The organism is Vibrio hannami (genome assembly GCF_029589055.1).
Lineage (GTDB): Bacteria > Pseudomonadota > Gammaproteobacteria > Enterobacterales > Vibrionaceae > Vibrio > Vibrio hannami.
Window position 1 is genome coordinate 1,947,399 of sequence record NZ_JARQZP010000007.1, and the last position, 24,959, is coordinate 1,972,357.

Genomic DNA, 24,959 nt, shown 5'->3' on the forward strand with positions numbered 1-24,959 from the left:
CTGCATAAACACACTTAAAACTCGAGTTTCTTCTCTACTTCTTTAAGTCGTTTATTCATATCATCAATACGGTGAACTCGAGTTGCTGTTTTACGCCACTCTTTGTTTGGCTGTAGTGGAATGCCTGAAGAATACATACCTTTTTCAGATATGCTTCTCATAACCATGCCCATACCAGTGATGGTAACACCATCGGCAATCTCTATGTGCCCATTGATAACGCAAGCACCACCAATAATGCAGTATTTACCGATAGTAGTACTACCCGCAACCACTGTACCACCAGCCATTGCGGTACCATATCCGATGTGTACGTTGTGAGCGATTTGTAATTGGTTGTCTAGAATCACATTATCTTCGATAACTGTGTCATCCAACGCACCACGGTCGATAGTAGTACAGGCACCAATCTCTACGCGGTTACCGATACGTACACTACCTACCTGAGGGATTTTCACCCACTCGCCTTTCTCATTGGCATAACCAAAACCATCAGCACCAATAACCGTATTCGATTGCACCAGGCAAGATTCACCAATTTCAACGTCATGGTAGACCGATACATTAGCCCACAACTTAGTGTTTGAGCCAATTTTGGTATTCTTACCGATAAAACATCCAGCACCTATCGATACGTTATCACCAAGTACTACTCCCGCTTCGATAGTCGCGTTTGCAGCTACAGATACATTTGCTCCCAGAATCACGTCATCGGCGATAACCGCATACTCAGAAATACCGTTCGCAGGTGAAGGAGTGGTATCCAGTCGCTGAGCAACCTTTGCATAAGCCACATACGGGTCATCAACAACCAGTACGTTTGTCTCACAAAGCTCGGCTTCGGTTTCCTTCACCATAATCGCAGAGGCCTTACACTCTGCTAAGTGTTTCTTATATTTGACGTTCGAGAGAAAGGTAATATCCCCTTCCCCTGACTTATCCATTGGAGAAACTTTTGAAATCAGCACTGAGTCATCACCCAATACCTTTCCACCTGTAATTGTCGCTAGTTCAGCGAGAGTGACTTGTATCATATAGCCTACTTAAGTCCTGCTAGTACTTTCTCTGTCAGGTTTAACTCTGGTTTTGCAAACTGCAGCGATTGTGCATCCATAACCATGTCAAAACCTTCTTTTTCAGCAACTTCTTTAGTTGCTTTCTGAATCAGTTTCATCATTTCAGCCTGAGCACGATATTCCAGAGCTTTCACCTTTTTGTTGTAATCGTTCTGCTTAACCTTGCCTTCAACTTTCAGTTGCTCTATTTCAATTCTAAGCTTCTGAACACCATCGTCACCAAGTAGTGAACCATCACGCTCAATTTTTTGCTGCTTAGTTTGAATCGATGCACCCAGCTTATCCAGCTCCGCACGATCATCTTTAAGCTCTTCCTGAAGTTTAGTAATAATGGCTTCTCTCTGCGGCATGTTTTGTACAACATAACCAGTTGAGATATAGCCAATTTTCTGAGCCGCTTCTGCCGCGTTCGCAAAGACAGAAGAGGTAAGTACTACAAGGCTAATACCAGCCGCTTTAATTACTTTTTTCAAAATAGTTTCCTTTTAGAAGGTTCTGCCGATAGTAAAGGTGAAGAATTCTTCGTCATCACCCTCATACTTCTTAATTGGTTTAGCAACAGAGAATACTAATGGTCCCATTGGAGACATCCATTGCAACGCTGCACCATATGATGAGCGATAATTTGTCGGGTCTGAGTAGTCGTAGTAATACTTGTTACCATAGGCAACATTATCGTCTGATAAGTAATCAAACTCTGTATCCCACACACTAGCCATATCATAAAAAATACTGGTTCGAATCTGGTTCTGGGTTTCTTCCGAAGCAAATGGAGTAGGAACGATAAGCTCAACACTAGCTAACGCAATAGCATTACCACCAACTGAATCATCAGTGACGATGTAATTTGGGTTATTGGATGCTGATTCGTTGTATACCGCTTTAGGGCCCGCACTGTTAGAACTAAAGCCTCGCAAGGTTGTGAAACCACCAGCGAAGAAGTTCTCATAGAACGGGAAGAGGTTATCATTGCCATCAGTCTGGCCATAGCCATTACCATAGCCTAAACGGCCTCTAAGAAGAACCGTAAACTCATGCTTTTTGGTCAGAGGGAAATACTGTCTGACATCATACTGCGTCTTAAAGTATGGTACGTCTGAACCTGGCGTAGTCATTGTGTAATAGGCTTTCTGATAGTTACCCGCTGTAGGGAAGTAACCACGGTTCAGGTTATTACGGGTCCAACTCAATGTAACGTCAAAGTCATTAACGTGCAGGTCACCATCTCCAGTAATATTGGATGCCTGACTTTCCAGGAACTTCTCTATCTGAACATAGGAATCAAGATTAGAGATTTTATTGTTGGTATAACCAATGCCAATTTCGAAGAAGTTCAACTCATCAAAAGGGAAACCCCAGGTCAACTTGGCACCATAACTTTCGTTGGTATAGTCAACAATACCGGCTTCAGAAGCTTCAAACTGGTTGTAGAAAACCTTGCCTCCCATACTCACACCATCAAGGTTCCAGTATGGATCGCGATACTCCAGGCTAATGTTCTTTTGGTAGTCGTTCATCATGGCGCTGATACCAACCCGATCACCAGAGCCAGCAAAGTTATCCTGCTGAAGACCAACCTGGAAACTAACGCCAGACTCCGTACCATATCCGATGCCAAAGTTGATACTACCTGAGTTAGCTTCTGTCACACTATACACAAGGTCTACCTGATCATCGGTACCTGGAACACGAACGGTCTGAACGTTGACCTGTTCGAAGAACCCTAAACGATTTAGACGAGTTTTACCGGTTTCAATCGATTTGGAGTTTAACCAACTACCTTCCATCTGGCGCATTTCACGACGAAGCACTTCATCTTTGGTAATGGTGTTGCCTGTGAAACGAATATCTCTTACATAGATACGATTTCCAGCTTCTACGTGAATATTAAGTACCACTTCCTGTTTTTCATCATCGAACTCAGGAACGGTAGTAACATTTGGATAGGCATAACCTGCTTCACCTAGTTCACGCTTTATATCTTCTTCAAGGCTGGTAACAAGTGCGCCGTTATAGGTATCGCCGGCCTCGAAAGGAACCATGCCTTCAAAAACTGCTTTTTTGCCTATTAACTCGCCTTTAAAGTCTACATCCTTCACGGTATATGGCTTACCTTCATCAAGATCCAGTGTGATGTACACACCTTTCTTGTCTGGAGATATCGCAACCTGAGTGGAATCCACTTTAAACTTCAGATAACCCTGGTTTAAGTAATAAGATTTTAAAGCTTCAATATCAGCAGCCAATACCTGCTTCTGATACTTATCATCAGCTAAGAAGTTCCACCAGGATACATCTACGTTCAGGTTAAAACGAGATAGCAGCTCATCGTCGTCAAAAACTTCGTTACCAATGAAGTTAATCTGCTCGATTTTTGCGGATACACCTTCAGTAAACACAAACTTCAAATCAGAGCGGTTACGTGGCAATGGAGTAACTACAGCCTGCACCGATGCATTATATTTACCGACACTGTAGTAGAAGTCTTCTAGGCCTTTTTCTATCTGACTCAGAGTGGTTCGATCCAGAGCTTCACCGACACGAATACCAGAAGCTTCGAGGTTCTGTTGAAGCTGCTCCTCTTTTATCGCCTTGTTACCGGAGAAAGAAATACTCGCAATGGTCGGCCTTTCAAGAACCTGTACGACAAGCACATCACCATCACGTAGCACTTTGATATCTTCATAGTTACCAGAAGCGTAAAGTGCATTTATGATATCCGATACCCCTTTTGAATCGAGGGTATCACCAATTCTTACCGGCATTTTTAACAAAGCAGCACCCAGTGCTACCCGTTGTAATCCTTCTACTCTGATATCCTGAACAACAAACTCTTCTGCACTTTGCACTGCCGTGCTGACCGCGATAAGAGACGTGAGCAGTATTTGCTTAATAGCCATACTTATTGTGATTATTCCTTACTACAATACCTTGTATATCTATTTGATATTACAGGCGCATAAAGTCGTTAAAAATTGCAACTGCCATCAGCGAAAATATAACTGCTCCGCCAATACGGAATCCTACTTCCTGAACCTTCTCAGGAACAGGTTTACGGATAATGGCCTCAATTGCATAAAACAGCAAATGTCCGCCATCTAATATAGGCAGCGGCATCAAATTTATGATTCCCAGGTTAACACTGATCAGAGCCAGGAAGCCCAAAAAGTAGACCAGACCATAATCAGCGGTTGCTCCAGCACCTTTGGCAATAGAGATGGGGCCACTCAGGTTCTCTATTCCAACATGGCCTACAACCAGCTTTTTCAGCATAGTAAATGTCAGTTCAATTACCTGACCTGTTTTCTCAACAGACTTACCAATCGCTTCTATGACACCGTATTTCAGTTCAAATTTATGCTCTTCTGGCCACTCTCCCACCTGCGGGGCAATACCAGCGAAGCCTATTGTTCGATTATCTGAAACTATTTTGGCTTCGGGAACCAGAATAAGTTCCATCGTTTCGCCTGAACGTTCAATTTTTACGCTAACTGGCTTGTTCGGTGAGCTCTGTATTGTTTCGACAATCTGGCTCCAATCAGTAATCTCAATGCCATCAAGCTCAAGTAACTTATCTCCGGCCTGCATACCCGCACTGTGTGCAGCTCCACCTTCTGTCACCTGACTGATAACATTAAATACTTCTGGTCGGTATGGCTGGAAACCTAAAGTCGCCATAACAGATTCAGTTTCCGGATCGAACTCCCAATTACGTGTATCCAGAATCTTCTGCTCTTCTAACCCTACTCCACCTTCCGGAGTAACGGTTAATGTAATATGCTCATCACCGATATGACCTACTAATCCCATATTGACTGATTCCCAGTCTCTGGTTCGGTGCCCCGCAACAGAAAGAATCTCCATTCCCGGTTTAATATCTGCCTGAGCAACGATTGAGTTAGGTGTTACCTGCCCAATTACAGGTTTAACCGCTGGCACTCCAATAAGAAATATCAGCCAATAAGCAAAAATGGCAAACAGAAAGTTAAATATCGGGCCAGCTGCAACGATGGATGTTCTCTGCCAAAGCGGCTTTTGATCGAAAGCGAAAGGCTTATCCTTCTCCGAAAGGTCATCAATGCGCCCATCCAGCATTTTCACGAACCCACCTAAGGGGATCATTGAAATGGTATATTCTGTTCCATCTTTGCCGATTTTGCGCCAGATCGCCCGTCCAAAGCCAATAGAAAATTTTTCGACTCTAACGCCGCATTTTCTTGCAACCCAAAAATGCCCAAACTCATGTACCGCTACAAGGATACCCAGTGCAACAACGAAGCTGACTGCATTCCATAAAAAACCTGTCATGATAAACGCGCTCTAACGATCTCTTCCGCCTGTAGTCTTGCCATTCTATCTACCTCAACCAAGCTTTCCAAGCAATGTTCATCTAGTTGACTCAATCCTGAGCTCGCTTTTTTAAGTACCAGTTCATTGACAACAGCGATATCAGTAAAGTTCAGACCTTTATTCAAAAAGGCGTCTACAGCGATTTCGTTTGCTGCGTTCAAACTGGTTGTCGCATGTTGACCAAGATAACAAGCTTCGATAGCCAGCTTCAGGCACGGGTAACGCTGAAAATCAGGCTGAATGAAAGACAACTCACCAACTTTAGTGAAATCGAGGTGACTAACACCCGCGGAGATTCGCTCTGGGTAAGACATAGTCAAAGCTATCGGCGTACACATATCCGGTTCACCCATTTGGGCAAGAACAGAACCATCTTTGTATTGCACCATTGAGTGAATAACCGACTGGGGATGAACAATAACCTGAAGCTGTTCTTTATTGCAGTTAAACAGCCATTTAGCTTCGATATATTCCAACCCCTTGTTCATCATGGTAGCTGAATCGACGGAAATCTTAGGCCCCATAGACCAGTTAGGGTGTGCTATTGCCTGCTTAGGCGTTACCGTTTGAAGCTCGTTAACATCTGTATAACGGAAAGGCCCGCCAGATCCTGTCAGCAAGATTTTATCTATACCATGAGATTCAAGCTGACAATGGCCTAGCGTAGTTTGCACCGATTCTGGTAAACATTGAAAAATAGCATTGTGTTCACTATCAACAGGAAGAAGCTCAGCACCGTACTTTTGAACCGCATCAATAAAAAGCTGACCGGACATTACCAGAGCTTCTTTGTTAGCAAGCAACACACGTTTTCCGGCTTTCACCGCAGCCATAGTAGGAAGCAACCCGGCAGCACCAACGATGGCAGCCATCACAGAGTCAACCTCGTCCAGAGAAGCAAGCTGACACATGCCTTCCACACCAGCCAGAACTTCAGTGTTCAGATTCAGGTTTCTTAGCTCAGCTCTTAACTCATTCGCAGCTTTCAAATCAAACATAGCAGCGTACTTAGGACGCCAGGTCAGGCAAAGCTGGACCATATGCTTAACGTTACTTCCTGCAGCTAAAGCAGTAATCTCAAATTGTTCAGGGTTCTCAGCTACCACCTTCAGAGTACTGGTACCTATAGATCCAGTCGCTCCGAGTATCGTCAATTTACGCATTTGATATTCTAGTGTCTGCCAATGAGTGGATAAGTAGATTACTCAAGTGAGTTCAGGAAAACTCCCTGAACTCACTAAAGTGTGAAATAAAGCAATGTAAAAACAGGAAATGCAGCTGTTAAGCTGTCGATCCTATCCAGCATGCCGCCATGTCCGGGAATAATATTGCTACTGTCTTTTATTCCTGCAACACGCTTAAACATACTCTCAACTAAATCTCCAAGAACAGATATCACAACCGTTACAGCCATGATAAGCATCATTGTTCCTGTACTGGAGAAGGAAAGCTCAAAGAAATGATTAGCACCCAGGCCAACAATAAATGCTGTGACAATGCCACCTAGCAAACCTTCAATGGTTTTGTTAGGGCTCACCTTAGGCGCCATTTTTCGTTTACCAAATGACTTACCAGCAAAGTAAGCACCGCTATCTGCTGCCCAAACTATCAGGCAGACAAAAAGCACCAACTTACCGCCGTAATATGGGTTGGCACTGATATCCTGAGCACGAAGCAGAACAATACTCCAAAAGAATGGAATAAGCGTCAACATACCAAATAACTGACGCGACAATTTAGAGTCTTCCCAGGTGACTGTAGAGCGTGGGTAGGTGATAGCCAGGCCGCTGGCAACGATCCACCATATAGTAGCAATCACCAGCATAAACAAGTGCTCTGTTGCAACAATATTCATGCTCATAATATCGGACGGAATCACTATGTAGCTGACAGCAAAAGCGATAAGAGTCGGAATCATAGCCAGGTATCGGGACTTGCTGCCAGTAAACTGCGCCCACTCCCAAAAGCCAATGACTGTTACCGCTGCTAGAACGAGAAGAAAATAAGGAAATGATAATTCAAAAATAGCTAATACCGCTAAAGGCGCAAGAATTAATGCGGTAATGATTCGTTGTTTCAAGTGATTTACCCTAGCTTGTTATCAGCGCTTTGATCTGCTCACCAGTACAGCCAAAACGTCTCTCTCGATTAATAAACCATGACACAGCCTCTGACAGGCTGTTCTCATCAAAATCTGGCCAGAACTCGGGTGTAAAGTAAAGTTCAGCATACGCAAGTTGCCAAAGCATAAAGTTGCTAATACGGCACTCACCGCTGGTACGAATCAACAGATCTACTTCCGGTAAATCTGACATTGTCAGGTTGTCACCAATAAGTCCCTCTGAGATATCATCCAGATCTATCTCATTTTGTTTCACTTTACGAGCAATCGTTCTTGTCGCTTCAGTGATATCCCACTTACCACCATAGTTAGCCGCGATGTTCACAACCATACCGGTGTTGTTTGAAGTTAGCTTCTCTGCCTCTGCAATTTTGCTTTGCAGACGTTCGTTAAATTTTGACTTATCACCAATAACCCTAAGCTGGAGATTATTTTTATGTAAGTTTTTGGCTTCTTTAGATAACGCGCTAATAAAAAGGTCCATTAGCAGGTTTACTTCTTCTGCCGGACGCTTCCAGTTCTCACTACTAAATGCAAATAGTGTAATAGCGTTGATACCTAGTTTTGCCGCAGCAGTAATGGTTTTTCTTACCGCTTTAGCTCCAGCTCGATGTCCAAATACGCGAGGCTTTCCTTTCGATTTAGCCCAACGGCCATTACCATCCATGATGACGGCAATATGTTTAGGAAAATACTCAGGTGTTACTTGTGTTTCAGACATAAAGAATTTCAGTGGTGTAGATAGGTTGGGGATGATAACACAAAAAAAACGCTGCACTGCATGTACAGCGTTTTTATGTGATTAAAGGTAGTAGAGTCTGATTAAACTTCCATCAGCTCTTTTTCTTTTACAGCTAAAGCTTCATCAACTTTCTTGATTGCTGCATCAGTGATTTTTTGAATCTCGTCTTGTGCTTTGCGATCTTCATCTTCAGAGATTTCTTTCTCTTTAAGAAGTCCTTTTAGATCACTGTTAGCATCACGGCGGATATTACGAATAGCTACACGACCATTCTCAGCTTCACCGCGTACAATCTTAACCAGATCCTTACGACGTTCTTCTGTTAGTGGCGGTAGAGGAACACGAATCACAGTACCAGCTGACATAGGGTTTAGACCAAGGTCAGACATCATGATCGCTTTTTCTACTTTTGGTGCAAGCTCTTTGTCAAACACAGTAATAGCCAGAGTGCGCGCGTCTTCTGCAACAACGTTTGCAACCTGATTAAGCGGAGTCGCTGCACCGTAGTACTCAACAGAGATACCAGATAGCAGACTTGGATGCGCACGACCTGTGCGAATTTTTGTCAGGTTGTTTTTTAGCGCTTCTACGCTTTTTTCCATGCGCTCTTGAGCGTCTTGTTTGATTTCGTCAATCACGTTTTCACCTTAATTTTTAATTTTCGGCAAGTCCGTTATTCAGCACTTTCGCAAATTAAAGTACCTTCGGCCTCACCCATTACCACGCGACGTAATGCGCCTGGCTTATTCATATTGAATACGCGGATAGGCATTTTGTGGTCTCTCGCCAATGTAAATGCCGCTAGATCCATTACTTTCAGTTCTTTTTCAAGAACAGCGCTATAAGATAGCTTATCATACAGCTCTGCATCCGGGTTTGCCACTGGATCAGCAGTAAATACACCATCTACTTTTGTAGCTTTAAGCACAACATCCGCTTCAATCTCAATTCCGCGCAAACAAGCAGCAGAATCAGTAGTAAAGAATGGGTTGCCAGTACCTGCCGAGAAGATTACCACTCGACCCTGACGAAGCTGAGAAATAGCATCGGCCCAGTTGTAATCATCACAAACACCATTTAGTGGAATAGCGGACATCACACGAGCATTCACGTACGCACGATGAAGAGCATCACGCATTGCCAGACCGTTCATAACCGTCGCTAGCATACCCATGTGATCGCCAACCACGCGGTTCATACCAGCTTCAGCAAGGCCAGCACCACGGAATAGGTTACCACCACCAATAACAAGACCTACCTGAACTCCTAGTTCTACCAGTTCTTTAACTTCCTGAGCCATACGGTCTAGAACCGCAGGGTCGATACCGAAGCCCTCTTCACCTTGAAGAGCCTCACCACTTAGTTTTAGCAGAATACGCTGATATGCAGGTTTTGGATTTGTTGTCATGGAGTGTTCCTTCCAAACGTTTTGATTAACATTGATGGATTAAAGCTATCTTGGGTTAAAGGTGACAGAACGGACTTCGTCCTACAGGTCTCAGCCTATAACAATAATCTGTAACCTGTAACCTAACTTCAATTCATCAGTATTAACCACTAACTATTAATTACTAACTAATAATTGTGTAACTTAATCAAATATTTTTCAAAAAAAACCGCAGCTTCATAAGCTACGGTCTTTTCAAAGCGAGAACTCTAAGGATTAACCCTTCTGAGCCGCTGCAACTTCTTCAGCGAAGCTCATTTCTTCTTTCTTCTCAATACCTTCACCTACTTCTAGGCGAACGAAAGTAGAAACAGAAGCGCCACGCTCTTTAAGAATTTCACCAACAGATTTCTTTGGTTCCATTACGAAAGCCTGACCAGTCAGAGAGATTTCGCCAGTGAATTTCTTCATACGGCCGATAACCATTTTCTCTGCGATTTCAGCTGGCTTGCCTTCGTTCATAGCAATCTCAACCTGAACAGCTTTCTCTTTTTCTACTACGTCAGCTGGTACGTCTTCTGGGTTAACGTACTCTGGACGAGAAGCAGCAACGTGCATTGCAACGTGCTTAAGAGTTTCTGCATCGCCTTCACCAGCAACAACAACACCGATTTTCTCACCGTGACGGTAAGTAGCTAGTGCAGCACCTTCAACGTACTGTACGCGACGGATGTTGATGTTTTCACCGATTTTAGCAACAAGAGCAACACGCTCTTCTTCGAACTTAGCTACTAGCTCTTCAACAGAAGCTTTAGAAGCTAGAGCTTCAGCAGCAACTTTCTCAGCAAATGCAGTGAAGTTACCATCTTTAGCAACGAAGTCAGTCTGACAGTTAACTTCAAGAAGTACAGCAACGCCGTCAGCTTCTTTGATGATGATTGCACCTTCAGCAGCTACGTTACCTGCTTTCTTAGCAGCTTTAGCAGCACCTGATTTGCGCATGTTTTCAATTGCTAGTTCGATGTCGCCGTTAGTTTCAACAAGCGCTTTTTTACATTCCATCATGCCTGCGCCAGTGCGGTCGCGCAGTTCTTTTACTAGAGCAGCAGTAACAGCCATTCTCTATTCCTCAGTTGGTTCTGGATAAGATAAAAATCAGGGGCCTCTATTTTGGCCCCTGATGCTAACTATAACTTAGTTTATGTTTAAACCGTGTTTCAGGAAATGGATTTCCTTCTCTTAGCTTCACATAAACTAAGTGAGACGTCAGAGTCCGCTATTGCTAATTACTCAGCAGCTTCTTCTACGAAACCGTCTTCTTCAGCAACAGCAGCTACGTCTTGGTTGCGACCTTCAGTAACAGCTTGAGCAGCAGCGTTTAGGTAAAGCTGAACAGCACGGATTGCGTCGTCGTTACCAGGGATGATGTAATCAACACCGTCTGGGTCAGAGTTAGTATCAACTACAGCGTAAACTGGGATACCTAGGTTGTTAGCTTCTTTAACCGCGATGTGCTCGTGATCAGCGTCGATTACGAATAGAGCGTCTGGTAGGCCGCCCATATCTTTGATACCACCAAGAGATTTCTCTAGCTTCTCCATTTCACGAGTACGCATTAGAGCTTCTTTCTTAGTTAGCTTCTCGAAAGTACCGTCTTGAGACTGAGCTTCAAGATCTTTCAGACGCTTGATTGACTGACGAACAGTTTTGTAGTTTGTTAGCATACCGCCTAACCAGCGGTTGTTAACGTAGTACTGACCGCTAGCGATAGCAGCTTCTTTAACAGCTTCAGATGCAGCGCGTTTTGTACCTACGAAAAGAACTTTACCTTTCTTCTCGCCAACTTTGCCTAGCTCACCTAGTGCTTCGTTGAACATTGGTACAGTTTTTTCTAGGTTGATGATATGAACCTTGTTACGTGCACCAAAGATGAATGGCTTCATTTTTGGGTTCCAGTAACGAGTCTGGTGACCGAAGTGAACACCAGCTTTAAGCATATCGCGCATTGATACAGTTGCCATTTTAAAATCCTCTATGGGGTTAGGCCTCCACGTCTCCCATGATTCCGACCTCTTATAGAAGCACCCCGGAACATGTGCCGAAACGTGTGTGATTTAAAGATATTTGTTTAGTTGAAGTAAAAACGACCTCGCCAACTTCTTAAAAGAGGAGAAAACCATTCTGACTTCGGCGCGCTTTATATCACAAATAAGTGGTCTATAGCTAGAAAAAACCTCTTTTCTGACCGAATTTTTATCTTGAAGTGACTCGCTGACACATAGGTTATGGTCTAAATGATAACGGAATTCAATTGCGCTTAGATAAGTCGCTGGTAGAATACCTTCCATTACAAAGCTCTTTACTAAGAGAAGCACCACAATACATAGAGATTACAGATGACGATTACCATTAAAAATGAACAAGAAATAGAGAAGATGCGCCTTGCTGGCAAGCTAGCGGCAGAAGTTCTCGAAATGATCGAACCTTTCGTGAAACCAGGCGTCACCACGGAAGAGCTGGATCAGATTTGCCATAAGTTCATTAATGATAACGGTGCCTACCCTGCACCTCTTGATTATCACGGTTTTCCTAAATCTATCTGTACCTCAGTAAACCATATCGTCTGTCACGGTATTCCCGCTGAGCAGGATCAGATGGGTACAACTGGCAAGCTAAAACCTGCGGTTCTAAAAGATGGTGATATTGTTAATATCGACATCACGGTGATTATTCCGAACGACTCGAATGCATCATTAGATTCCCGACCTCAGGGTTATCATGGCGACACTTCAAAGATGTTCCTAGTTGGTGATGTTTCTCCGGCAGACCGCAGACTATGTATGGTTGCTCAAGAGTCTCTATACGTTGGGATGAAAAAGGTTAAGCCTGGCGCAACCGTTGGTGATATCGGTACAGCAATCCAGAAATACATCAAGGGCATTACACCTCGATTCTCTATTGTAAAAGATTTTTGCGGCCACGGTATTGGAGCTGAGTTCCATGAAGAGCCTCAAGTTGTTCATTACAAAAACAACGACCGCCGTATTCTTAAACCTGGGATGATTTTCACCATTGAACCAATGATTAACGCTGGTAAGTTTGGATGCAGTGTAGATAGTGAAGACGATTGGACGGTTTATACTGGCGACGGTAAAAACTCAGCTCAGTGGGAACACACTATCCTGGTAACAGAAACGGGTTGCGAAGTACTAACGCTTCGCGAAGAAGAGTCTATCCCACGCATAATGGTTAACAAATAACCAAGCCTATACATCGATTTCAAAATCCCAGCCTTAGCCGCTGGGATTTTTTTTATTTTAAATTGTTAAAACTATTGGTAGATTGATTTCAACACTAGGATTAATCGGCGCTAATGCGCCTGAACGCATGGACTGCACTAAATGTCGTATACAAGCCCACTTAATTTTGAAGACTCGCAACTGACTCCTTCCGAACTCAAAAGTCAGCTGGATATTCTGGCAGAAAGCCAAAAGCAGGATTTCCTGAATCATCTACCCGTAAATGACCTCGTCTTTTCACGCTCGAAATATATGGATGAGCTCCTGCAACGTTTATGGCACTTCTTCGACTTTGCTCAGTTTGACGATCTCAGCCTGGTTGCAGTAGGTGGCTATGGCAGAGGCGAGCTTCACCCGTTATCAGATATCGATATCCTGATACTCTCCGCGGGGAATATTCCTGAAACTGTAGGGCAGAAAGTCAGTGAGTTTATCACTCTGCTTTGGGACCTTAAGCTCGAAGTGGGTCATGCAGTCAGAACCGTAGATGAATGCGCATCTATCGGAAAAGAAGATCTAACCGTTGCTACAAACTTGCAGGAAACAAGACTTTTAGCCGGTAGCGAACAAACGTTTTACAGCCTTAAAAACAAGGTGCTGTCAGAGTCATTCTGGCCGAGTGAAAACTTCTTTGAAGCAAAAGTCGCTGAACAAAAATCTCGCCACGCACGATTCAACGACACGACTTATAACCTTGAACCTGATATTAAGTCTACGCCCGGCGGTCTTAGGGATATTCATACATTAGGCTGGATTGCTCGTCGTCACTTCGGTGCTACATCTCTTTTAGAAATGAGCAAGTATGGATTTTTAACTGACGGAGAGTACCGCGAGCTGCAAGAGTGCCAGGACTTTCTGTGGCGAGTTCGCTTTGCTCTTCACCTCGAACTCAGACGTTACGACAACCGTCTGACCTTTGCCCATCAGGCTAATGTGGCGGAGTTACTCGGTTTTGTCGGAGATGGTAATATCCCCGTTGAAAAGATGATGAAAGAGTTCTACCGGACTCTGCGCAGAGTTGCAGAGCTCAATAAAATGCTCATCAAACTATTTAGTACGGCAATACTGGATCAGGGCGAAGAACTTAGCGCAGAAATTATCAGTGAAGACTTTCAACGTCGCGGACCACATATTGAAGCGCGAAAGCCAGCCCTATTTCAGGCTAGACCTGAAACAATTCTGGATATGTTCCTGCACATAGCAAATGACTCTAGCATCGAGGGCGTTGCTCCATCGACTATGAGGCAACTAAGAACAGCAAGGCGCAGATTAAATAGATTCCTGCACGATGTACCTGCAGCGCGAGAAAAGTTTCTTGAGTTATGCCGACACCCGAACGCTCTTCATAGAGCATTTAGCCTAATGCACAAGTTAGGGGTATTAGCAGCCTACTTACCGCAGTGGAGCCATATCGTTGGCCAGATGCAATTTGACCTATTCCACGTTTACACAGTGGATGAACATAGTATGAGGCTGTTAAAAAACATTCACGCCTTCAGCTTTGCGGAAAACCACAACAAGCATCCTATTTGTTGTGAGGTATACCCGAAAATTCAGAAGAAAGAGCTGCTGATCATCGCGGCAATTTTCCATGATATAGGCAAAGGACGTGGTGGCGATCATTCCGAAATTGGTGCTGTAGAGGCTTATGACTTCTGCCTTGAGATGGGGTTGTCTAAGCCAGAAGCCAAACTTGTGTCATGGCTGGTACAAAATCACCTGCTAATGTCTGTTACTGCGCAAAGGCGAGATATTTACGACCCTGAAGTGATCACTGAGTTTGCCAAAAAGGTACGTGATGAGGAATATCTAGAGTACCTTGTATGTCTGACTGTTTCCGATATTTGCGCTACCAACCCAGAGCTTTGGAACAGCTGGAAAAGAACCTTACTTACCGAGCTCTATCACTCGACTCAGCGAGCACTAAGACGCGGTTTGGAAAACCCTGTAGATGTCAGGGACAGAATAAGACACAACCAACAGCTCGCTTCGGCCCTTCTGAGGAAACAAGGCTTCACCGCGAGAGATATTGAACTACTATGGCAGCGTTTTAAAGCAGATTATTTCTTAAGACATACGCATAAGCAGATCGCCTGGCATGGGACCCATATATTAAATATGGAAGACACCACCCAAACACTGGTGCTACTAAGCAAAAAAGCGACCAGAGGTGGCACTGAAGTATTTATATACTCAAAAGACCAGCCAGCCCTTTTTGCAATGGTTGCAGCGGAGCTAGACAGAAGACATTTCAATATCTATGACGCTCAGATTATGACTAGTAAAGATGGGTATGTTCTCGATACCTTTATGGTTCTCGATCAAAATGGACTACCTATCGAAGCAGAGAGACATGAGCTGATCATTAAAGGAATCAAGAAAGTATTATTTGACAGTAAACTGGATAAAATCAGGGTCAGAAGAACGCCTAGAAATCTTGTTCACTTCAACGTCAGAACTACGTTGGATTTCATACCGACCAAAACTAAAAAACGAACACTTATGGAGTTTGTTGCACTAGATACACCGGGGCTTTTAGCAACCGTTGGTTCTACTTTTGCAGAGTTGGGTGTCAACCTACACGCAGCTAAGATTTCCACCTTTGGAGAGAGAGCAGAAGACTTATTTATTTTGACGTCTGCGAACGGTGGCAGGCTTACCGATGACGAGCAAGACAAGCTACGAAAGCTACTAGTAGAAAATGTTGCTGAGCTAACCCCTTAGCAGTGGATAACACTTTGCATATATTTTAAATGGCGATCTGGCGCACAAACCTTAGTATTGTAGAATTTATCCGCTATGTACCTTATTAGCAGGCTGCTAATATCTAGTTGTAGAGTTTTTTAACACAATTAGATAAAGAGGTTGCTTATGTATCCCCACCTCACGGGTTTAGGTATACACGATCCTACTCAGATCGAAAGGTATACACTTCGCCAGGAAGCTCACAAGGATGTGTTAAAAATCTATTTTCGCAAGCAGAAAGGAGAGTTGTTCGCGAAAAGCGTGAAGTTTAAATACCCACGCCAGATTAAGAGTGTTTTGGTTGATGGCGGTACGCATCAATACAAAGAGATTACCGAAATTAATCGTAATCTTACTTTGATTGTTGATGAGTTAAACTTACTTACCAATCCAGAAGTGGTGTCTGAAAAAGATCTGAAGAAGAAAATTCTTAATGATCTACAGCATCTGGAAAAAGTGGTATCCAGTAAGATTAAAGAAATCGAATCTGATCTTGCTCGTCTGGACTAACCCTAGCTGATTAAATAAATCCCCTGATAAGCTATCAGGGGATTTTTGTTTATGGCTTATCCCATTCAAACTCGTCAAACAACCGATTCCAGATATCATCAAACGTCGCTTTAATCACTAACTCTTTGCCGGTAAATGGGTGAATCAGTTTCAGCTCGGATGCATGAAGCAGTAACCTGCGCGCATCATAGTGCTCACGGAAAAGCCGGTTGTGCTTCCCATCACCATGCGTTGTATCACCAATAATCGGGTGGCTCAGATGGTGCATATGACGCCTAAGCTGATGTTTACGACCAGTTTTAGGTTGCATCTCAATCAGGCTATAACGGCTGGTAGGAAAACGGCCTGTAGAGTGTGGCACTTCCACTTTTGCTAGTGGCTTATAAACGGTAACGGCCTCTTTTGCTTCTTTATCTTTATCCGCAAATTTGTCTGCAATTTTGTCCAGTTCTTCTTTCAGAGGGTAGTCCAGCGTATCTCCCTCTTCTATCCAACCACGAACAACTGCATGATAGGTCTTTTGCATTTCATGATAGGCAAACATTGGCATTACTTTGGATGCAACTTCGCTGGAAAGAGCAAAGAACAAAACACCGGATGTAGGTCGATCTAAACGATGTAGAGGAAATACATGCTGACCAATCTGATCTCGTAACGTTTGCATCACAAACTGAGTTTCATGCTTGTCGAGCCATGAACGATGCACAAGCATACCTGCAGGTTTGTTCACTGCCACAAGGTATTCATCCTGATAAACTATTTCTAGCATTACTTGCATACCTCATCGACCGCTCTTAGCAATTTAATAACCTCTGCTTTATCTGATTGACCTTTCCAGGATTCTTCAAAATAAGGCGTGATTGCAAATCCACAAGGCATTGGCTGTTCATGTTCAATAAGATCCAACATTTTGGGTATAAAGATCCACTGCAACCACTGTTCAGGGCGGAGCGTATCGACACTGAACGGCTCACTGCTGCCCAGAGCTTTTGAAGACGGTTGGACTTTATCCCACAAATCTAGCTCTCGCATTAGATACTCGAGGTCAATAAAATACTGTTTAAGACGGACGATATTAGTCATTTGTTACCATAGATTGAGGCTTTACCTTGAAATTCCGGCTAAGAGTACCATCTATATCAGTATCATTAAAACAATAGCCGACGAGCCCGAGTAATGGAAAACAGCAATACACTCAGCCAACTACTAACCAACAGTGGATGCGAATACAAAATATATGACCTTGGTCGCCGCATTCAGGCTATCGATAACTCTCTATTCTCAAGTGTCGAGCTAGGGCAACAGCCTTATCCTTACCCTTTACAAAGATACGCTCAACTAGCGGTTGCCTACTGGAATGAACAGAAACAGCCGTGGATTTGGTTCCTGAAATTCCCTCTAGATGAACGTGGACTGCTAAAACAATCTGACGTCGGTAACTTTATAAAATACGTTGTCGAAGCGATGGGAGCGCGTTTATCAAAACAGCCTGATGAAGAGACAGAGCAAAAACTGGCGAACAATCCATATACATTTAAGCCTAAAGAAGACAAACTGGCTGTTTTTCATAGTCTAATACGAACATCTTTGTCTATGCCAACTAGCCAGTACTATGAACACGCTCAGCACTACTTTACCGGAGATCTAGGTTGGGAAAACTGGCAGACAGTCGGCTTGCAGGGAATCACCGACATCTGTACCCGCCTGGATAAAGAGCAAAACGGCGTACTAATCAGAAAAGCGATTCGTCATTTACCAAATGAACCACTTTACGGGATACTTGGCGCTCTGGAACATGTCGCTCTACCAGAAAAGCTAGGTAAAAGAATTGAAGAGATGGCGTTGGCTATCATTCAAGATAAGACCCCTGATCTGTTCCTTCTTTCTGCGCTAGTAAGAGCCCTGGCTGGCGCAGATAAACAAGTTCTTAGTAATGTAGTAAAGCAGATTCTTAACAGCCCTATATTGAGCCACCAGGAAGTGCTTATCGCCATTGCCGGCCGTTCCTGGAGCGCATTGGAATCAAGCGATACTGCAGAGCTTTTCCTTGTAAGGCTCGCGCAAACGCGCAACCAAACACTATTCAACCAGTTGTTTGCTGACCTAGTAATGATCCCATCGTTAAGAATGATATTACTTCCGCTTCTGCACGGAGCACCTTCTGAGGAGTTGGCGCAAGCGTTAGTTAATTTACAACAAGCGACCAAATCAGGAGCAAACGGATAATGATTGGCGATCTGCTGGCTATTTTAGGACTCAGTTTTGGCTGCTTTCTTTTTTGGCAGCAGAGAAGACAGTCAGAACTTGCGAAACAAGCCATAACAAGGCGATGTGAAAAGCTGGAGCTTCAATTAGTCAGCGTCGCGTTGGGCGCACATAAGCTCAGAAGCGCTGATAAAAAGTGGCGCTGGCATACGGTCTATCAGTTCGAGTTCTCCGCGCTCGGTGATGACCTGTATCAGGGTAAGCTAATTATGCAGGGTTTCAGGCCTGTACACTTTCAGATTCCGCCACACCGGATGGATTCAGAACGTCACACTCTTCACTAACAAGCCGAGCGCTTAACAGGTCAAAGATATCCGATTGGTTATGGTGGAACAAACATACTAGGGCATGGATGCCCTAGTTTAAGCGAACAAGGATGTCTTGAGCGGTTTGTGGAATCATATCCAATTGGATTTAACTACTAGTACAATACAAGAAAAGCCCCGATACCTAAGTATCGGGGCTATAGTCTTACTCGCAGCATTCCGGCTACAAAAATGTGCTCCATGCATCATCCATAATAGTGCTGATTCATTCAGCTTATTCCTGCGTCGCCTTCCTAGCGGTGTCCTAGGTCATCCTAACTTGCCGACCATCCTCGTCAGCTCACATCACTTGTTCCTTGAGCGGTGTCCCTTACATCATCCTGATGTTGTCCCTAAACCTTATCCTTTAAGGTGTCCATCGCGATTCCATGCAGTTAACTTCCTGCTAACTATTGCATCCTGCAATGTCCTTGCGCTCCTTGCGATTATCATCCTGATAATCCAACCTTCTTCCTGAAGATAACCAAATCCATGGTTATTCCTAAATCCTTTGCCAACTCCCTGTCGACAAGGAACAGATTACGCCAACGACGATTCAGAACAACAGAAATAATGGAGCTTTTTTCTTATTCAAATAGTTCGATTATCAACCAGTCTTATATAAATCATAAGGTTAAAGTGGATTTATGGTTTAACAGCTTACTAATGAATAGCATTTTCTTACACTATGTGTGAGAGATCTCTTACAGAGAGAATCATGATTCTCTATTTTACTATGTTAACACTCAGTAACATTTTGTGAGGTCGTCCCAAAAATACTATCAGTGAATAATTGGCCACGAAGAATGCAATTAAGACGGCTCTTGAGAATTGGTGTAGTATTCTAAAAAAACCAGCCGAACTGCAGATTAATGGAAACTCAAAACGTATCTTCAGAAATAGAAAAAGTTCTTCAAGAGCTTGCAAATCAGAACAAGCAACCAACAGTAGCGTTGGTAAAAGCCCGACTAACGACACCAGTACCTATGCCAGCCATTATTGCAGCCATAAAAAGCTGGAAGAACAGCAGCCGGATACCAAAAATTGAGGTTGCAGCCAAAACAGATAAAACGTCAGAGCAGCGCATTGAAGAACTGGAAGTTCAGGTTCAACAATTACTGAGCAGAATAGAAGCACTAGAGGCCAAACAATGAAAATCTGGGTTGACGCCGATGCCTGCCCAAAAGTCATCAGGGAAACACTGTTTCGGGCAGCAGAACGAACGGGAATAGAGTGCACTTTCGTAGCTAATCACCGTATTCCTGTTCCTGCACGGGCAAACATTCATACACTACAGGTAGAATCTGGGTTTGATATTGCTGATAACGAAATTGTAAAGCGAACAGAATCCAGCGATTTGATTATTACCTCCGATATCCCTCTTGCAGATGAAGTCATAACAAAAGGCGCGCTAGCGCTTAGCCCTCGTGGTGAACTTTATACGCGAGAAACAATAAAGGCACGCCTTAATATTCGTGATTTTATGGATACAATGCGTGCTAGCGGTGTACAGACGGGTGGTCCAGCAGCATTATCGCAAACCGAAAGGCGAGAATTTGCCAACCATTTAGACAGAATTCTCGCCAAAGCCCGATAGATTTGAGAGGGGCTACTTCAGGTGATCCCAGGATATATTGGAAACTATCCGGCAACTATCACATTTGAAGTAAAAAATATCATGGAGTGGTTCATCAAGCAGCCACTCACCACCACATTTCGGGCACTTCCTGTCACGTTCATCCTGTAGACTCGTGCCACCAACTCGGTACTGATAATAGTATGTCGGTATCCTGGTGATATATTCAATCCTACCGCGTATGTCCCAACCTCTTCTGAACAAATCACTATCTACACTGGTGATTTCTTTCAACGCAGCATGTTCAGCCTTACATCCACCAGCCATTTGCAACTCGTCGCAAGCCTGCCACTCAGTCTGCCATTTGATCACCGACTTATGATCACCATTTAATGTTGGGCCATTTCGATAGAGCGGAATAGGCAGAAGCGTCTCTCCACTTCGCAAAGGTGAGCAGGTATGGACATAGGTGGTATAAAGTACTTGCCAGCTCGGTGACTCCTCTTCCGCAGCCTGTTCCGAATTTAAGTCTCTACCCAACAACCGAACTTTTGGCGCTAGTAAAGCGGCAGTGGAAAGCTCATCGATACAATATTTCACGTAGTCGGAGTGATTGTCCGGATGAAGACTTTCTGCTTCGGGGCACACAACGCGAACTGTGAACGTCCCCTCCCCCATCGTTATAGGAAACTCTCTTCCTAAAACCTGACCGTTATAACGCAGAGCTTCCATCAAACCGTTGATCGCCCGGTCAACAGCAGAAACGGTTGTGTTATCGAAGCAATCAAACTGAAGTTCTAATACGTACATCTCAATGTCCTACACTTCTGGTGTTAACTGCTGTAGAAACTCATCAAGACTTTCCGCTAGAACATCACGTTTCTTAGTTCCTAACCTTTCGAAAATAACATTCCCCGTAAGATTACAAACTGAGATAACATCAAGGTCAGCGTCTGTTGCTCCGATAAAAACCGTTGGTTTCAGTTTTAAACGCTTTTGTGTCACCAGGTGGCCGATAATGTTTTCTTGCAAACGAACAAAATCCTCATCACTCCATACCTGAAGAAGTGTCAGTTCGTTCCCCTGCCAGGTTGCCTGCATATCTGCACTGTACTGGCTGCCATAAAACTTTTTGATATCTTCATGAAGCGTCAACTCAATACCATTCTCCAGGTTTTCGAAGCTTGCTTCCTGCTCTCTTTTACAGGTTGCCAAAATACAACATCCTCTTCTGTACTTACGATGCAAGGCGAAGCAATACCAACCAAATCGTCACTTTTGGGTAACGTACCGAATTTATCTTCCCAGCATTGCTTGTATCGAGTGGAAAATGCATACAATTTATCATCTATCGATTGAGACATATTTGTTCCTAATGACAGCGAATGAGTGTTTAAGTAAACTTATCCACTGGTTAAAAAAGAGTTCAAATTAAGCATGAGCAAATATTCTAACGCAAAAGAGCTTGCGGGTCTGACCCTTGGTCAAAAAACAGAGTACAGAAATCAGTATGACGCAGCACTGCTGCAGCCGGTTCCAAGAAGCCTTAACCGGGAGGATCTATCTTTGACTGATGAGCTGCCATTTAAAGGTTGTGATATCTGGACCCTTTATGAACTCTCATGGCTAAACATGAACGGTTTACCTCAGGTTGCAGTCGGTGAAGTCTTTATTCCGGCAACGAGCAAAAAATTAATCGAATCAAAGTCGTTTAAACTTTATCTGAACAGTTTTAATCAGACTAAATTTGAAAGCTGGAATGAGGTACAACGTACGCTTGAAAAAGACTTAAGCCAATGCGCCGAAGAAACTGTTACTGTAAACGTCTATCCTGTATCTCGATATACAAACCAGCCTATTGTAGAGTTGGACGGTGAGTGCATCGACTATCAGGAAATCGAAATTACCGACTACGATTTCAATGCCGAACTTTTAGAAGGCTCAGCTAAAGGAGAACAAGTTACAGAAGTTCTTCATAGTAACCTGCTCAAATCAAACTGTTTGATTACCAACCAACCCGACTGGGGAAGCGTTGAAATTAGTTACACAGGAAACAAGATTGATCGAGAGGCTCTGCTGCGCTATCTGGTTTCATTCCGTGAACATAATGAATTCCATGAGCAATGTGTAGAACGAATCTTTGTTGATATTACACGTTACTGCAACCCTTCAGAACTATCAGTTCTGGCGAGATATACTCGAAGAGGCGGGTTAGATATAAATCCATATCGCTCCTCCTCAGCCGATAAACCTAAACACAATTACCGATTAGCTCGTCAATAACAAGGGATGTTATGTGGTATCGACTCCTTTCAGGAATTTTGATTCTTATCACCGCTGCTTTTAGCTTTAATACCATGGCTGAAAGTAGTTCGCCTGTATTGGAAGAAGCAAGGAAGCTTACTGACGTTACTCCTTCACAGGCACGTGCAGTTGCAAAAGACTACCTCAATAAACGAAAACTCGTTACTGCTGGGGGCTCAAAAAGCTCAGGTGCACTGACTCGTGAAGATACCAACAAAGATATCCGGACTCCCGAGTCAACTATAGAAGCTCTACTAATTATATCTCACGCTGAACTGGCTCTGGACGATCCGCTCAAAGCCCTTATTAATGTAGAAGAAGCGGAATCAATTGCTTACTCGGCAAACCTGATAAAGCCTTCTATTAAAATAAAAACACATAAAGCGCACATCCTTTGGAAACTTTATGAAGATAACGAAAAAGTTCAGCCTCTTATCAATGAAATTGAAAAAGATCTTGCAGCAGCAAAGCTCGACAAGTTAGCTCTAAACCGCCTTGAATATGATCTTGTATTGCTTAAAGCAGAAGTAGCATCCGACTCTGCTTTGATAGAATCGTCAGATATCTATTTCGAAAAAGCAGGGGATTTGCTCAGTACCATAGATAATCCGTTGCTTACCATTGAATACGACCTACTGATAGGCAAACATAACCTCAAGTACAAAAGGTACAACAAAGCACTATATAACCTACTTGATGCCTACTGGTCTGCTGTGGAAAAGGGCTCTCCGCTGTTACTTGCAAAAACAAACCTTCTGCTAGCAGAACTATATTCAGAACGGGAAATTCTGGATAAAGCATTAGACCACTTGTCTCAAGCTGCTGATTTTTATGATAGCTACGGACATTCAGTGATACTCACCAATATTCTGAAGGAAATGGCCGATATCTATTATCAGCAAAGCCGCTTCAACCTTGCTCTGGTGCAATACTTCAATGTACTTGATGGAGAATCGATTCAAAATAATCTGGAAGATATTATAGAAACACGTCTCGATTTGGCCCGAACCTACTTGCAGCTATATAACTTTCCTTTAACTGAGCAGTATATCGATAAAGCTGAATCCTTTTTATCATATACCAATTTCGACTCCCTAAAAGCACAATCTCTCTTGATACAGGCGGAGCTAAATAGCCACCTGGGAGAAGAGAGTAAGGGTGTGGTTCAAGCAAAACAAGCTCTGGAAATAGGTAAGAAATTAAGTAATAGTGGCATTCAAACACAAGCCAATGGTCTTCTTGCACAGTTACTAGAGAAACAAGGTAATTTTAAAGACGCCTATTACTATTTACATAATTACAACAGACTTACCAAATCTAAGCAGAACCTTTGGTTAGAAATAAGTGAAGATGATTTTACTCAACAAAGAGAATTTATCGAGAAATCGATTCATTATAAAAATCAGGAAGCAAAAATAATTGAGAGTTCACAAGAAAGGGCTCGTTTTCAATCGTCTGCCATTATCTTGTTTATTTTATCATCTATATTAGTGATCTTATTCATTCGCCGTGGAATGTCAGTAAAAGTATTGAAAAAACAGTTGGCTGAGCTTTATACGGATCACTATACGCATCCAAGATCAGGATTACGCAACTTGCGCTTGCTGAACGTAAAGCTACCTTCATCTCTGGAGCAGAGCAGCGCTAACTTTGAACAATGGCAAACCGGAGAACTCATTCACGAACCACTTCATGACAAGTTAAGATTTGTCATGATCGATCTTCCGTTTTTAAGGGCTGGATACTTAAAGAGTGGCTACAAAGCTGGATTAGAGCTCGAAGCTCTCTTTGGTCAATACATTAAAGAAAAAATCGTCAGTCCGGCAAGGCTTTATCACTTTTCGGATGCCATGTTTCTGTATGTAACACCGAATACTAACCCTGATCAAACAGAGAAAGAGTTGTTCGAAACCATCAATCAATGGATACAGAATTTTCAGCCTGAAGGAAGCTTAGAAAAAATAGTACGGGCAGGTATCGCGGATTATCCGTTTTTGCCAAGGGCCTACACGGCTATTAATGATAAAGAGTTAATAGATATATTACTAATGGCATTAGGGATAGCCCGAAAATTAAGCCTGGAGTCAGGTGAAAGCCATTGGGTAAACTTAAAAGCGATTGAAAATGCACCTGCTGCAAGCTTTGCTGGAGATGATATAAGAAGCGCATGTAAATCCGCCCTATCTAAAGGCTTGATTAAGATTCATTCCTCCCAAAAAATTGAGGACGGAATCATAAATTTTGATACGACTGATTAAATTATCAGCAGTTATTAATA

At 43.2% G+C, this 24,959-nt stretch carries 23 protein-coding genes and 1 pseudogene; 9 read left to right on the top strand and 15 right to left on the bottom strand.

All coding sequences use genetic code 11. The features are described from left to right. Positions 1 to 14 precede the first annotated feature (14 nt). The 11 genes from lpxD to rpsB form a co-directional block, all read right to left on the bottom strand. On the bottom strand, positions 15 to 1,034 hold the full coding sequence (gene lpxD, locus P7F88_RS23465; RefSeq protein WP_277828812.1) for a UDP-3-O-(3-hydroxymyristoyl)glucosamine N-acyltransferase: 1,020 nt from the start codon (positions 1,032 to 1,034) through the stop codon (positions 15 to 17). 5 nt (positions 1,035 to 1,039) lie between these two features. After that, the gene (locus P7F88_RS23470; RefSeq protein WP_277828813.1) at positions 1,040 to 1,549 is read right to left on the bottom strand and encodes an OmpH/Skp family outer membrane protein; all 510 of its coding nucleotides are present in this window, start codon (positions 1,547 to 1,549) and stop codon (positions 1,040 to 1,042) included. 12 nt (positions 1,550 to 1,561) lie between these two features. Further along, complete coding sequence (bamA, locus tag P7F88_RS23475) at positions 1,562 to 3,976, bottom strand: outer membrane protein assembly factor BamA (protein ID WP_277828814.1); 2,415 nt, start codon at positions 3,974 to 3,976, stop codon at positions 1,562 to 1,564. Positions 3,977 to 4,025: 49 nt separating this feature from the next. Then, entirely contained in the window at positions 4,026 to 5,384 is a 1,359-nt protein-coding gene (gene rseP / locus P7F88_RS23480; RefSeq protein ID WP_277828815.1) for a sigma E protease regulator RseP, read from the bottom strand. Then, on the bottom strand, positions 5,381 to 6,589 hold the full coding sequence (gene ispC, locus P7F88_RS23485; protein WP_277828816.1) for a 1-deoxy-D-xylulose-5-phosphate reductoisomerase: 1,209 nt from the start codon (positions 6,587 to 6,589) through the stop codon (positions 5,381 to 5,383). The genes rseP and ispC overlap by 4 nt, the downstream gene beginning before the upstream one ends. Before the next feature lie 74 nt (positions 6,590 to 6,663). After that, positions 6,664 to 7,506, bottom strand: coding sequence for a phosphatidate cytidylyltransferase (locus P7F88_RS23490; protein WP_277828817.1), 843 nt, complete (start codon positions 7,504 to 7,506; stop codon positions 6,664 to 6,666). A gap of 10 nt (positions 7,507 to 7,516) precedes the next feature. Further along, positions 7,517 to 8,269: an isoprenyl transferase gene (locus P7F88_RS23495; protein WP_277828818.1), complete on the bottom strand. Its 753-nt coding sequence runs from the start codon at positions 8,267 to 8,269 to the stop codon at positions 7,517 to 7,519. A gap of 101 nt (positions 8,270 to 8,370) precedes the next feature. After that, the gene (gene frr, locus P7F88_RS23500) at positions 8,371 to 8,928 is read right to left on the bottom strand and encodes a ribosome recycling factor (protein WP_277828819.1); all 558 of its coding nucleotides are present in this window, start codon (positions 8,926 to 8,928) and stop codon (positions 8,371 to 8,373) included. 35 nt (positions 8,929 to 8,963) lie between these two features. Then, positions 8,964 to 9,698 (bottom strand): UMP kinase, encoded by a 735-nt coding sequence (gene pyrH / locus P7F88_RS23505; RefSeq protein WP_277828820.1) that lies wholly within the window; start codon positions 9,696 to 9,698, stop codon positions 8,964 to 8,966. Positions 9,699 to 9,953: 255 nt separating this feature from the next. After that, the gene (gene tsf / locus P7F88_RS23510) at positions 9,954 to 10,796 is read right to left on the bottom strand and encodes a translation elongation factor Ts (protein ID WP_277828821.1); all 843 of its coding nucleotides are present in this window, start codon (positions 10,794 to 10,796) and stop codon (positions 9,954 to 9,956) included. 167 nt (positions 10,797 to 10,963) lie between these two features. Further along, positions 10,964 to 11,698 carry a 30S ribosomal protein S2 gene (rpsB, locus tag P7F88_RS23515; protein WP_277828822.1) on the bottom strand — a complete coding sequence of 245 codons (735 nt, stop codon included), beginning with the start codon at positions 11,696 to 11,698 and terminating at the stop codon, positions 10,964 to 10,966. 375 nt (positions 11,699 to 12,073) lie between these two features. Here rpsB and map point away from each other — a divergent pair, with 375 nt between their 5' ends. From map to P7F88_RS23530, 3 genes are all read left to right on the top strand, one after another. Then, positions 12,074 to 12,937: a type I methionyl aminopeptidase gene (map, locus tag P7F88_RS23520; RefSeq protein WP_277828823.1), complete on the top strand. Its 864-nt coding sequence runs from the start codon at positions 12,074 to 12,076 to the stop codon at positions 12,935 to 12,937. 141 nt (positions 12,938 to 13,078) lie between these two features. Continuing rightward, positions 13,079 to 15,700: a bifunctional uridylyltransferase/uridylyl-removing protein GlnD gene (glnD, locus tag P7F88_RS23525; protein ID WP_277828824.1), complete on the top strand. Its 2,622-nt coding sequence runs from the start codon at positions 13,079 to 13,081 to the stop codon at positions 15,698 to 15,700. A 147-nt stretch (positions 15,701 to 15,847) separates the two neighbouring features. Next, positions 15,848 to 16,231 (top strand): DUF3461 family protein, encoded by a 384-nt coding sequence (locus P7F88_RS23530; RefSeq protein WP_277828825.1) that lies wholly within the window; start codon positions 15,848 to 15,850, stop codon positions 16,229 to 16,231. A 49-nt stretch (positions 16,232 to 16,280) separates the two neighbouring features. Here P7F88_RS23530 and truC read toward each other — a convergent pair whose 3' ends face one another. Both truC and P7F88_RS23540 read right to left on the bottom strand, forming a co-directional pair. Next, positions 16,281 to 17,009 (bottom strand): tRNA pseudouridine(65) synthase TruC, encoded by a 729-nt coding sequence (truC, locus tag P7F88_RS23535; protein ID WP_277828826.1) that lies wholly within the window; start codon positions 17,007 to 17,009, stop codon positions 16,281 to 16,283. Next, positions 17,000 to 17,314 carry a YqcC family protein gene (locus P7F88_RS23540; RefSeq protein WP_277828827.1) on the bottom strand — a complete coding sequence of 105 codons (315 nt, stop codon included), beginning with the start codon at positions 17,312 to 17,314 and terminating at the stop codon, positions 17,000 to 17,002. The genes truC and P7F88_RS23540 overlap by 10 nt, the downstream gene beginning before the upstream one ends. Positions 17,315 to 17,407: 93 nt before the next feature. Here P7F88_RS23540 and P7F88_RS23545 point away from each other — a divergent pair, with 93 nt between their 5' ends. From P7F88_RS23545 to P7F88_RS23560, 4 genes are all read left to right on the top strand, one after another. Then, a complete protein-coding gene (locus tag P7F88_RS23545; protein WP_277828828.1) occupies positions 17,408 to 18,457 on the top strand; it encodes a DUF3549 family protein in 1,050 nt (349 codons plus the stop codon). Next, the gene (locus tag P7F88_RS23550; protein WP_277828829.1) at positions 18,457 to 18,780 is read left to right on the top strand and encodes a DUF3301 domain-containing protein; all 324 of its coding nucleotides are present in this window, start codon (positions 18,457 to 18,459) and stop codon (positions 18,778 to 18,780) included. Before P7F88_RS23545 ends, P7F88_RS23550 begins: the two co-directional genes overlap by 1 nt. A gap of 893 nt (positions 18,781 to 19,673) precedes the next feature. Further along, positions 19,674 to 19,955 carry a hypothetical protein gene (locus P7F88_RS23555; protein ID WP_277828830.1) on the top strand — a complete coding sequence of 94 codons (282 nt, stop codon included), beginning with the start codon at positions 19,674 to 19,676 and terminating at the stop codon, positions 19,953 to 19,955. After that, on the top strand, positions 19,952 to 20,398 hold the full coding sequence (locus tag P7F88_RS23560; RefSeq protein ID WP_277828831.1) for a YaiI/YqxD family protein: 447 nt from the start codon (positions 19,952 to 19,954) through the stop codon (positions 20,396 to 20,398). Before P7F88_RS23555 ends, P7F88_RS23560 begins: the two co-directional genes overlap by 4 nt. A gap of 12 nt (positions 20,399 to 20,410) precedes the next feature. Here P7F88_RS23560 and P7F88_RS23565 read toward each other — a convergent pair whose 3' ends face one another. Both P7F88_RS23565 and syd read right to left on the bottom strand, forming a co-directional pair. After that, positions 20,411 to 21,187, bottom strand: a complete 777-nt coding sequence (locus tag P7F88_RS23565; RefSeq protein WP_277828832.1) for a Zn-ribbon-containing protein — start codon at positions 21,185 to 21,187, stop codon at positions 20,411 to 20,413. Between the two features lie 72 nt (positions 21,188 to 21,259). Then, a pseudogene (gene syd / locus P7F88_RS23570) lies at positions 21,260 to 21,741 on the bottom strand (SecY-interacting protein); the annotation flags it as partial. Positions 21,742 to 21,814: 73 nt separating this feature from the next. Here syd and queF point away from each other — a divergent pair. Together queF and P7F88_RS23580 are read left to right on the top strand one after the other, a co-directional pair. Then, complete coding sequence (gene queF, locus P7F88_RS23575) at positions 21,815 to 22,660, top strand: NADPH-dependent 7-cyano-7-deazaguanine reductase QueF (RefSeq protein ID WP_277828833.1); 846 nt, start codon at positions 21,815 to 21,817, stop codon at positions 22,658 to 22,660. 11 nt (positions 22,661 to 22,671) lie between these two features. Beyond that, a complete protein-coding gene (locus P7F88_RS23580) occupies positions 22,672 to 24,939 on the top strand; it encodes a tetratricopeptide repeat protein (RefSeq protein ID WP_277828835.1) in 2,268 nt (755 codons plus the stop codon). The last annotated feature ends 20 nt before the right edge of the window (positions 24,940 to 24,959 follow it).

Excerpts from the sequence above, each read along its gene's own strand:
- lpxD (WP_277828812.1), bottom strand. The coding sequence starts at position 1,034 with ATGATACAAGTCACTCTCGCTGAACTAGCGACAATTACAGGTGGAAAG.
- bamA (WP_277828814.1), bottom strand. The coding sequence starts at position 3,976 with ATGGCTATTAAGCAAATACTGCTCACGTCTCTTATCGCGGTCAGCACG.
- rseP (WP_277828815.1), bottom strand. The coding sequence starts at position 5,384 with ATGACAGGTTTTTTATGGAATGCAGTCAGCTTCGTTGTTGCACTGGGT.
- ispC (WP_277828816.1), bottom strand. The coding sequence starts at position 6,589 with ATGCGTAAATTGACGATACTCGGAGCGACTGGATCTATAGGTACCAGT.
- P7F88_RS23495 (WP_277828818.1), bottom strand. The coding sequence starts at position 8,269 with ATGTCTGAAACACAAGTAACACCTGAGTATTTTCCTAAACATATTGCC.
- pyrH (WP_277828820.1), bottom strand. The coding sequence starts at position 9,698 with ATGACAACAAATCCAAAACCTGCATATCAGCGTATTCTGCTAAAACTA.
- tsf (WP_277828821.1), bottom strand. The coding sequence starts at position 10,796 with ATGGCTGTTACTGCTGCTCTAGTAAAAGAACTGCGCGACCGCACTGGC.
- rpsB (WP_277828822.1), bottom strand. The coding sequence starts at position 11,698 with ATGGCAACTGTATCAATGCGCGATATGCTTAAAGCTGGTGTTCACTTC.
- map (WP_277828823.1), top strand. The coding sequence starts at position 12,074 with ATGACGATTACCATTAAAAATGAACAAGAAATAGAGAAGATGCGCCTT.
- glnD (WP_277828824.1), top strand. The coding sequence starts at position 13,079 with ATGTCGTATACAAGCCCACTTAATTTTGAAGACTCGCAACTGACTCCT.
- P7F88_RS23530 (WP_277828825.1), top strand. The coding sequence starts at position 15,848 with ATGTATCCCCACCTCACGGGTTTAGGTATACACGATCCTACTCAGATC.
- truC (WP_277828826.1), bottom strand. The coding sequence starts at position 17,009 with ATGCAAGTAATGCTAGAAATAGTTTATCAGGATGAATACCTTGTGGCA.
- P7F88_RS23540 (WP_277828827.1), bottom strand. The coding sequence starts at position 17,314 with ATGACTAATATCGTCCGTCTTAAACAGTATTTTATTGACCTCGAGTAT.
- P7F88_RS23545 (WP_277828828.1), top strand. The coding sequence starts at position 17,408 with ATGGAAAACAGCAATACACTCAGCCAACTACTAACCAACAGTGGATGC.
- P7F88_RS23550 (WP_277828829.1), top strand. The coding sequence starts at position 18,457 with ATGATTGGCGATCTGCTGGCTATTTTAGGACTCAGTTTTGGCTGCTTT.
- P7F88_RS23555 (WP_277828830.1), top strand. The coding sequence starts at position 19,674 with ATGGAAACTCAAAACGTATCTTCAGAAATAGAAAAAGTTCTTCAAGAG.
- P7F88_RS23560 (WP_277828831.1), top strand. The coding sequence starts at position 19,952 with ATGAAAATCTGGGTTGACGCCGATGCCTGCCCAAAAGTCATCAGGGAA.
- P7F88_RS23565 (WP_277828832.1), bottom strand. The coding sequence starts at position 21,187 with ATGTACGTATTAGAACTTCAGTTTGATTGCTTCGATAACACAACCGTT.
- queF (WP_277828833.1), top strand. The coding sequence starts at position 21,815 with ATGAGCAAATATTCTAACGCAAAAGAGCTTGCGGGTCTGACCCTTGGT.
- P7F88_RS23580 (WP_277828835.1), top strand. The coding sequence starts at position 22,672 with ATGTGGTATCGACTCCTTTCAGGAATTTTGATTCTTATCACCGCTGCT.